Origin of the sequence: Streptomyces sp. NPDC048420 (genome assembly GCF_040651535.1) — a bacterium.
Classification (GTDB): domain Bacteria; phylum Actinomycetota; class Actinomycetes; order Streptomycetales; family Streptomycetaceae; genus Streptomyces.
In genome coordinates, this window is the sequence record NZ_JBEZKG010000018.1 from 209,736 (window position 1) to 218,642 (window position 8,907).

General features: G+C 70.6%; 8 protein-coding genes. 2 read left to right on the top strand and 6 right to left on the bottom strand.

What is annotated here, in order from left to right; genetic code table 11:
• Nucleotides 1-15: 15 nt before the first annotated feature.
• A complete protein-coding gene (locus AB0D34_RS32040; RefSeq protein WP_362667834.1) occupies nucleotides 16-1,071 on the bottom strand; it encodes a LacI family DNA-binding transcriptional regulator in 1,056 nt (351 codons plus the stop codon).
• A gap of 901 nt (nucleotides 1,072-1,972) precedes the next feature.
• Here AB0D34_RS32040 and AB0D34_RS32045 point away from each other — a divergent pair.
• Entirely contained in the window at nucleotides 1,973-2,161 is a 189-nt protein-coding gene (locus tag AB0D34_RS32045; protein ID WP_362667836.1) for a hypothetical protein, read from the top strand.
• A 20-nt stretch (nucleotides 2,162-2,181) separates the two neighbouring features.
• Here the strand turns inward: AB0D34_RS32045 and rbsD are convergent, their stop codons facing one another.
• From rbsD to AB0D34_RS32070, 5 genes are read right to left on the bottom strand one after another with little or no spacing between them, the layout of a single operon-like run.
• Nucleotides 2,182-2,571 carry a D-ribose pyranase gene (rbsD, locus tag AB0D34_RS32050; RefSeq protein ID WP_362667839.1) on the bottom strand — a complete coding sequence of 130 codons (390 nt, stop codon included), beginning with the start codon at nucleotides 2,569-2,571 and terminating at the stop codon, nucleotides 2,182-2,184.
• On the bottom strand, nucleotides 2,568-3,473 hold the full coding sequence (locus AB0D34_RS32055) for a ribokinase (RefSeq protein WP_362667842.1): 906 nt from the start codon (nucleotides 3,471-3,473) through the stop codon (nucleotides 2,568-2,570). Before AB0D34_RS32055 ends, rbsD begins: the two co-directional genes overlap by 4 nt.
• Before the next feature lie 32 nt (nucleotides 3,474-3,505).
• Nucleotides 3,506-5,446, bottom strand: a complete 1,941-nt coding sequence (locus AB0D34_RS32060; RefSeq protein ID WP_362667845.1) for a substrate-binding domain-containing protein — start codon at nucleotides 5,444-5,446, stop codon at nucleotides 3,506-3,508.
• Entirely contained in the window at nucleotides 5,436-6,962 is a 1,527-nt protein-coding gene (locus AB0D34_RS32065; protein ID WP_362667848.1) for a sugar ABC transporter ATP-binding protein, read from the bottom strand. The genes AB0D34_RS32060 and AB0D34_RS32065 overlap by 11 nt, the downstream gene beginning before the upstream one ends.
• Nucleotides 6,959-7,978, bottom strand: a complete 1,020-nt coding sequence (locus AB0D34_RS32070) for a LacI family DNA-binding transcriptional regulator (RefSeq protein ID WP_362667850.1) — start codon at nucleotides 7,976-7,978, stop codon at nucleotides 6,959-6,961. The genes AB0D34_RS32065 and AB0D34_RS32070 overlap by 4 nt, the downstream gene beginning before the upstream one ends.
• A gap of 197 nt (nucleotides 7,979-8,175) precedes the next feature.
• On the opposite strand from AB0D34_RS32070, the gene AB0D34_RS32075 reads away from it, so the two are divergent.
• Nucleotides 8,176-8,541 carry a hypothetical protein gene (locus AB0D34_RS32075; RefSeq protein WP_362667853.1) on the top strand — a complete coding sequence of 122 codons (366 nt, stop codon included), beginning with the start codon at nucleotides 8,176-8,178 and terminating at the stop codon, nucleotides 8,539-8,541.
• The last annotated feature ends 366 nt before the right edge of the window (nucleotides 8,542-8,907 follow it).

The window sequence follows — 8,907 nt, forward strand, 5'->3', positions numbered from 1 at the left end:
GGGCGCGGGCGATGGTCAGGGGCGGATGGGGGTGCCGAAGCCAGGAGCGGGGTCGGCCGGCGTGGTGCCGGCAGGTGCGGTGCTCGCTCGCAAGGAGATCGGCGGTGCGAGCAGGTGGTGCCGGGCCGGTGCGTCGGGGTCGTCGAGACGCTTGACCAACAGGTCGACGGCGAGGCGGCCCATCTGTTCCGCCGGCACGTCCGCAGCGGTGAGTTGCGGGGTCACCGTCTCCGCCCACCGGCCGGCCACCACCCCGGTGACGGAGAAGTCGCGCGGCACATGGCGACCGGCCTGGGCCAGGCCGCGGTAGAGACCGCCGAGCGCGGCCTCGTTCAGCGTGACCAGGGCCGTGGTGGCCGGGTCGTCGTGCAGGATCCGCTCCAGACAGGCGAGGCCCGAGGCGGCGTCGTCCCCGCAGCAGTACGTCCGGACGGTGAGCCCGCGTTCTGCCGCGGCCTTGGTGAAGCCGTCCAGACCTCGGTGGGCCGACTCGTAGCCCGCCCTCAGGAGTTGTTCGGGCCGGTTGACGAAGGCGACTCGGCGGTGGCCGAGGTCCGCGAGGTGATGGACGCAGGCCGCCGCGAGCGCCGTGTGATCCAGTCCCACCCACCAGCTGCCCTCCGGGTGGGCGGTGCGTCCGATGGCGACCGAGGGGAAATCCACCGCGGTGAGGTGGTCGAGGCGGTCGTCCTCCAGCCGGATCTCCATCAGGATCGCGCCGTCGACCCGCCGCTCGCCCAGCAGCCGCTGGAACGAGCGGTCGCTGTCCACACCGCTGGGAGAGAGCAGCACGTCGTAGTCGTAGGCCGCGGCGGCCTCGGTGACGCTGCCGATGAAGTCCAGCTGCATGCCGGTGTAGTGGTTCCCGGCCGGCGGGAAGACCAGACCGATGGTGTTGGTCCGGCCGTTGGCCAGGGCCCGCGCACTCGCGTTGGGCTGGTAGCCCAGCTCGTCGATGACCCGCTGGATCTTGTCGCGGGTCTCCTCGGACACGGGCCGCTTCCCGCTCAGGGCGTACGACACGGTGCTCCGCGAGACACCGGCCTGCTTGGCGATCTCACCGATGTTCACGGGGGCTCCCTTGCCGACATGGGTCGAACCGGTTCGAGGATTCTGGGGTGCGAAATCAGCCAGATGCCGATCGTCGAACCGGTTCGCGTGAAGTGAAGGTAGGAGTAACCCGGGCGGGTGTCAACGCCTCTTGTCGAAATTCTCGTAACGGCCCGGAAACGTCGATGTGCCGAGTTCGTTGTCCGGTTTGCCTGGGTGCAAACCCGTTTACCGACGGGGTGGAGGCCGGAACCTGTGGACGGTGGACATCGTGGCCCTGCCCTGACGGTCGGCCGTGCGGCCGAGGAGATCCGTGCCGGGGGGTATTACCGGCCGCTTCCTGCTGCTAGCGTGATCGAACCGGTTCGATGAATTGTCGTGGGGGAACGACCGCCTTCGAGACGCACCTCTGCGGAGCGTTGCGGGGCCCCTTGCCCCCTACGCCGTGTGCATCTGCCGCCCGGAGCTCCCCCCTCCGGGCGGCAGGCTGCCACCGAGTGACCGTCGCGCTCGGACCTGGCGGCGGCTGCATCGCTGATCCGGCACGCCACGGACGGACCCTGTACGTACGCGACGGATCGCATAGGGATCGGAGTCGGATCCAGCGGCCGGGACGCCACGGGACGCAGGGAGGCCTCAGCGCGACAACGAAGGGCAACGATGGCAGTCGGAGCCGCGGTGGCAGCCGTCGTCACCGGAGCGAGCGCCGAGATCCCCGGACCGCGCCGAGCTCCGGGGCCGCTGGTTCTCCGAACCCGCCTCCCCGCGCGAAGCATCCAGCACGGTCGACGCCCTGCGGGACCTGCACGACTGCCTGGTCGGGCAACGGCATCAAGGACCGCGATGAACAGACCTCCGGGGCCGTGACCCAGACCCGTGAGGGCCGTGCCACCCTCTTGATCTCCCAGGTAGGGAAAGGGAGTTGGGTCGTGTCCACATCGACGGCATGCGCCCGGTGGCGGCCGTCCGCGAACCCGTCCGGCTGGCCTGCGCACGGGCTTGCTCACCGACCAGGCGGCCGAGGTTCCGCGAACTGCGCACGACCCCCCTCCCGGCGCTGCGCCGCGCGGAGAAGCGCCACAACCCGCGCATGGTCTTCCCCGCGCCGTGAACAGCGGCGATCGGCCTGCCCTAGAAGAACACCCCGCACCTGAGCAGCACGTTCGCATACGGCCGTGCCTCGCCCGTGCGGACGACGAGCCGCGCGCCCGCCGACAGCTCCTTGAGCTTGTCGTGGGAGACCAGGTCCAGCTCGGGGAAGCGGGCGTCCAGCAGCGACGAGGCCTCCGCGTTCGAGGACCGTACCTCCGTCGCCGCCGTCGCTCCCTCCACGACCAGCTCGGCGAGCAGCCCGTCGAGGACCTCCGCGAACGACGGCACCCCGGCCCGGAACGCCAGGTCCACCACGCGCGGCCCGTCGGGAATCGGCATGCCGGCGTCACACACAAGCACCCCGTCCCCGTGGCCCAGCTCGGCGATCGCGCCGGACAGCTGACGGTTCAGTATCCCGGCCCTCTTCACAGGGACTCGACCTCCTCCGCGGTCGGGAAGGAGTCCTGCGCACCCTGCCGGGTCACCGCGACCGCCCCGACCCGGGACGCGTACGAAGCCGCCTCCGCCAGGGACGCGCCGGCCCCCAGCCGGAACGCCAGCGCCGCCGTGAAGGCGTCACCCGCCCCGGTCGTGTCCACCGCGTCCACCTTCACCGACGCCACCCGGGTCACGTCCCCGGGGGAGGACGCCACCAGCGATCCCTCCGCGCCCAGCGTCACGACCACCGACCTCGGCCCCTTCGCGAGCAGCAGCCGCGCCCAGTCCTCCGGCACGTCACTCACACACGCGTCCCCGAGGATCACCTTGGCCTCGTGCTCGTTGACGATCAGCGGGTCGCAGGCGGCCAGAACCTCGGTGGGCAACGGCCGCGGCGGCGAGGGGTTCAGCACGAATCGGCTCCCGGGAGCAAGATTCCGTACGACCTCCACGACCGTCTCCAGCGGGATCTCCAGCTGGGTCGACACCACCCGGGAGGCGTGGAACAGGCTGGCCGCGGCCCGCACGTCCCCCGGTGTCAGCCGCCCGTTCGCGCCCGGCGACACCACGATGCTGTTGTCCCCCGACGGGTCCACGGTGATCAGCGCGACCCCGGTCGGCGCCCCGCCCACCAGCACGCCCACCGTGTCGACCCCGGCCGTGCGCTGCGAGTCGAGCAGCAGCCTGCCGTGGCCGTCGTCACCGACGCGGGCCAGCAACGCCGTACGCGCGCCCAGCCGGGCGGCCGCGACCGCCTGGTTGGCGCCCTTGCCGCCCGGATGGACGGCCAGGTCGGAGCCGAGCACCGTCTCGCCGGGACCGGGCCGCCGCTCGACGCCGACCACGAGGTCGGCGTTGGCGGATCCCACGACCAGCAGGTCGTAGTCGTACATGAAGTTGACTCCCTGTGGGGTGAGTTGGACCGTCAGCCGGTGAACCCGGCCACGTTCTCCTTCGTGACCACCTTCACCGGCACCTTGATGGTCTCCTCGACCGTCTTGCCCTCAAGGGCCTTCAGCGCGTTGTCCACGGCGATCCTGCCCAACTGGGAGGGCTGCTGTGCCACAGACGCGTACAGCGTGCCGTTCTTCACCGCGTTCAGGCCGTCCGGCGTGCCGTCGAAGCCGACCACCGAGACCGACTTGCCGGCCTTGGAACCCAGCGCCTTGATCGCGCCGAGCGCCATCTCGTCGTTGGCGGCGATGACACCCTGGACGTCCGGGTGGGCCTGGAGCAGGTTCGACATCACGTCGAGGCCCTTGGTGCGGTCGAAGTCGGCGGGTTGCTGCGCGACGACCTGGATGCCCGGGTACGCCTTGAGGCCGTTGGCGAAACCCTGCGCGCGTTCCCGGGCGGCCGACGTGCCCGCCTGGCCCTGGAGGATCACGATCTTGCCCTTGCCGCCGAGCTTCTCGCCGATGGTCTTGGCGGCGAGCTCACCGCCGGCGACGTTGTCGGAGGCGACCAGCGCGTCCACCGAGGCCTTGTTGACGCCCCGGTCCACCGCGATGACCGGGATCTTCGCCTTGTCGGCGGCCTTCACGGAGTTGCTCGCCGCGTCCGAGTCCACCGGGTTGACGATGATCGCGCCGAGGCTCGAACTGGTGAAGTTCTGCAGCTGGTTGGCCTGCTGGGAGGCGTCGTTCTGGGCGTCCGTGACGGTCAGGTCCACGCCCAGCTTCTTCGCCTCGGCCTGGGCCCCCGCCCGGATCTGCACGAAGAAGGGGTTGTTGAGGGTCGACAGCGACAGGCCGACCTTGGGGTTGGCCGTCGAGGACGTGTCGTCGTGCAGGAAGGAGGTCGCGCCGACGATCGCCACGGTGACGACGGCCGCGAGACCGTACGTCGCCGTCTGGCGTCCCTTGCCGCCCGGTGCGGACCCCGAAGTCACCGGGGTCGCCCCCGCCTTGCGGCGCACGGTGTCCAGCAGCACCGCCAGCGCGATGACCACACCGATGACGACCTGCTGCCAGAACGCGGACACGTTCAGCAGGTTGAGGCCGTTCCTGAGCACCGCCAGGATCAGCGCGCCGATCAGCGTCCCGGACGCCTTGCCGGTGCCACCGGCCAGCGAGGCACCGCCGATGACGACGGCGGCGATCGCGTCCAGCTCGTAGCCGTCGGCGGCCTGCGGCTGCGCGGAGGACAGCCGGGAGGCCAGCACGACACCCGCGACGGCGGCGAAGACGCCGGAGAGCGCGTAGATGGCGAGCTTCTGCTTCTTCACGCGCAGACCGGAGAGGCGGGCCGCCTCCTCGTTGCCGCCGATCGCGTACATGGAGCGGCCGATGTACGTCCGTCCCAGCACGAAGGCCGCGAGGAGCCCCATGACGACCATGACGAGCACGGGCACCGGCAGCCAGCCGCCGAGCGTGTCACCGAGGTGCGAGACCGAGTCGGGGAAGGCGATCGGGGAGCCCTCGGAGATCACCAGCGACAGACCGCGGGCCACCGACAGCATCGCCAGCGTGGCGATGAACGGCGGGAGTTTGCCGTACGCGATGAGGAAGCCGTTGACGAGTCCGGCCGCTATGCCGGTGACGACCGCCAGGATCACGGCCAGGAAGACCGGCACGCCGTGCGAGGTCGCGCTCCAGGCGAGGACGGTGGCCGACAGGGCCGCCACCGAGCCGACCGACAGGTCGATGCCCGCCGAGACGATCACGAAGGTCACACCGAAGGCGAGGATGGCGGTCACGGCCGCCTGGACACCGACGTTGAGCAGGTTGTCGGTGGTGAGGAAGTCGCCGGACAGCGCCGACATGGCGACGACGAGGACGATCAGCGCGGTGAGCGCGCCGTTGTCGAGCAGGAGACGGCGCAGACCACCCGCGCCCGCCCCGCTCCTGAGCGTGTCAGTGGCCACGAGGGGCCTCCTTCTCGGTCTTGACGGTGTTCGTGCTGACGGCGAGTGCCATCACGGAGTCCTGCGTGTCCTCGTCGGCGTCGAGTTCGCCGGCGATCCGGCCCTGGGCCATCACCAGCACCCGGTCGCTCATGCCGAGCACCTCGGGCAGATCGCTGGAGATCATGAGGACGGCGGCGCCTTGGGAGGTCAGCTCGTTGACGAGCTGGTAGATCTCGACCTTGGCGCCGACGTCGATCCCGCGCGTGGGCTCGTCGAGGATCAGCACCTTGGTGTCGGCGAGCAGCCACTTGCCGATGACGACCTTCTGCTGGTTGCCGCCGGAGAGCGTGCGGACGTGCTGGTGCAGGCCCGCCATCCGCACGCCGAGCTGCTCGGCGATCCGCGCGGCCGCCTCCCGCTGCCCCTTGAGGTCGACGAGCCCCGCGCGCGTGGCGGCCCGCATGGTCACCAGGCCGAGGTTCTCCTCGACCGACTGGTCGAGCACCAGTCCCTGGCCCTTGCGGTCCTCGGGGATCAGCCCGATCCCGGCGGCCATGGCGGCGCCCACGTCATGCCCCTTGAGAGGGGCCCCGGCGACCTTCACGGCCCCCTTGTCGTACGGGTCCGCGCCGAACACGGCCCGCACCACCTCGGTACGGCCGGCTCCGACAAGGCCGGCGATGCCGACCACCTCTCCGGCGTGCACCTCGAAGGTGATGTCGTGGAAGACGCCGTCGCGGGTGAGCCCTTCGACCTTCAGCAGGGCCGCTCCGGTGTCGCCGCGCTCCCGCGGGTACTGCTGCTCGATCGACCGCCCCACCATCAGCCGTACGAGCTCGTCCTCGGGCGTGGCGGCGGGCACCTGTCCGACGGACTTCCCGTCCCGGATGACCGTGACCCGGTCGCCCAGGGCCGCGATCTCCTCCAGGTGGTGCGTGATGAAGACGATGCCCACGCCGTCCTCGCGCAGGGTGCGCACGATCGCGAAGAGCTTGTCGACCTCCTCGGAGGTGAGCACGGCGGTCGGCTCGTCCATGATCAGGACACGGGCGTTCAGGCTGAGCGCCTTGGCGATCTCGACCATCTGGAGCCGGGCGATACCGAGTTCCCGCACACGCGCGCGTGGCGAGACATTGACGCCGACGCGCTTCAGCAGCACCTCGGCGTCGGCCTCCATGGTCTTGCGGTCGATCATCCCGAGGCGGCGCGGCTGGCGGCCCAGGAAGATGTTCTCGGCGACCGTCAGGTCGGGGACGAGGTTGAACTCCTGGTAGATGGTGGCGATGCCCAGCCGCTCGGCGTCCTGCGCCCCGCGGATGTGCACCTCCTCACCGTCCACCAGAACCCGGCCCTCGTCGGGGTGGTAGGCGCCCGACAGCATCTTGATCAGCGTGCTCTTGCCGGCGCCGTTCTCGCCGAGCAGCACGTGCACCTCGCCCCGGCGCAGGTCGAAGTCGACGCCGTCGAGCGCGACCACGCCGGGGAAGGTCTTGCGGATGCCCTCGATGCGCAGCAACTCGTCCTCGTTGCTCACGACGTGCTCCTTTGCACAGGGGTGGGGTCCTCGCCGCACGATCGGCGGACGACGAGACGGGCGGAGAGGGTGACGGTCTCGGGTGGCCGCCCCTCGATGCGGTCGACGAGCGCGCGTACGGCGGCCCGCCCCAGCTCGCCCGTGGGCTGGGCGATCGCGGTGATCGGCGGATCGGTGTGCACGAACCACGGGATGTCGTCGAACGCGGCGAGCGCGAGGTCGTCGGGCACGCGCAGGCCACGCGCGCGTACGGCGTCCAGGGCGCCGAGCGCCATCAGGTTGTCGGCCGCGAAGACGACCTCGGGCGGCTCGGGCAGGTCGAGGAAGCCCTCGGTGACCCGCCGCCCGCTCTCGGCCTGGAAGTCGCCCTGCCCGATGTAGGCGTCGGGTAGATCGAGGCCGTACACCTGAAGGGCCTCCCTGAAGGCATCCACCCGCTCCTGGCCGGTCGTGGTGGCCGCCGGGCCCGCGATGATGGCGAGCCTGCGATGCCCGAGCCCGTGCAGATGCGCGACGAGATCGCGCACCGCGGCCCGCCCGTCGGCCCGGACCACCGGCACGTCCACACCCGGGATCCACCGGTCCACGAAGACCATCGGCGTCCCCGCGCGCACGGCGTCCAGCATCAGCGGGGAGCCGCCGTCGGTGGGGGAGACCAGGAGCCCGTCGATACGGCGGTCCAGGAGGTTCCGTACGTGGTGGTCCTGGAGGTCGGGCCGCTCGTCGGCGTTGCCGATGATCACGCTGTAGCCCAGCGCGCGGGCCTCCTCCTCGACGGAGCGGGCCAGCTCGGTGAAGTAGGGGTTCATCACGTCGCTGATGACCAGGCCGAGGGTGTGGGTCTGGTCGGTGCGCAGGGATCGGGCGACGGCGTTCGGGCGGTAGCCCAGCGCCTCGACGGCGGCCAGCACACGCGTGCGTGCGTCCGCGCTGACCGACGGATGGTCGTTCAGGACCCGCGACACCGTGGCGACGGACACTCCCGCCTCGGCAGCGACGTCCTTGATGCTCGCCATCGCCGCTCCCACCTCCTCGTGGAATCGATTACACGACTTCGTGCAGGAGGATTGGAATCGATTACACGGGGTGGAATCAAGCCCTTGGCCGGATCTCGATACCCGATCGTGATGTCGCGGGCCGCGCGGGAGTGGATCAGGCTGGAAGGAGCGGGGGGTCGTTTCCTAAGGCCCTGACGGGCCGGAGCGGAGGAGTCATGACAGCGGCGGCTCGCAACGACATACCCGTTGCGCTCGAAGGCGACGGCGTGGAACTGCGCACGAAGCCCATCGGAGGCGGCATGTCGGTGGGCTGGATCAGCCTGCCGGAGGGCACGGACATGGGCCCGGCCCTCAAGGGCCTCGACGGAGACGCCTGCCAGTGCCCGCACTGGGGCTATCTGCTCAAGGGCCGGCTGAAGATGCTCACGGGCAGCGGCGAGGAACAGTACGAGGCAGGTCAGGCCTACTACTGGTCGCCCGGCCACGTCCCGGTGGCCCTGGAGGACTGCGAGCTCGTGGAGTTCTCCCCGACCGAGGACTTCAAGAAGGTGATCGACCACGTGACGTCACAGGCCGGCTGAAGGGTGCGTCGAGCTGCCGCACGACACGGACGGAGCCGAGGGGCGGGCTCGGGGCGAGCAGGTCGTGGCCTATGGCCAGAGCGGAGTCGAGGTCACCCCGACCTCCTGGCGGTCGGCGAGTGGATCATCGACAGCCCACCCCCTGCTGCTCGAACTCCTCGGCGTGCGGACGGACCGCTGGGCCCGAAGCGGTACCCGTGGGAACGGCCGTACGTGGACTGCGCCCGCATCGACGCCGACGCACTTGCCCAGACCGTGGGCTGCTGAGACTCGGGTCGTGTCCCTCTTCGTGGTGTAAGCGACCTTGCTCGACGAGTTCCGGTAACCGCGCGTCGGCCACGCCATGGGACATGGCTCCCGGGTCGC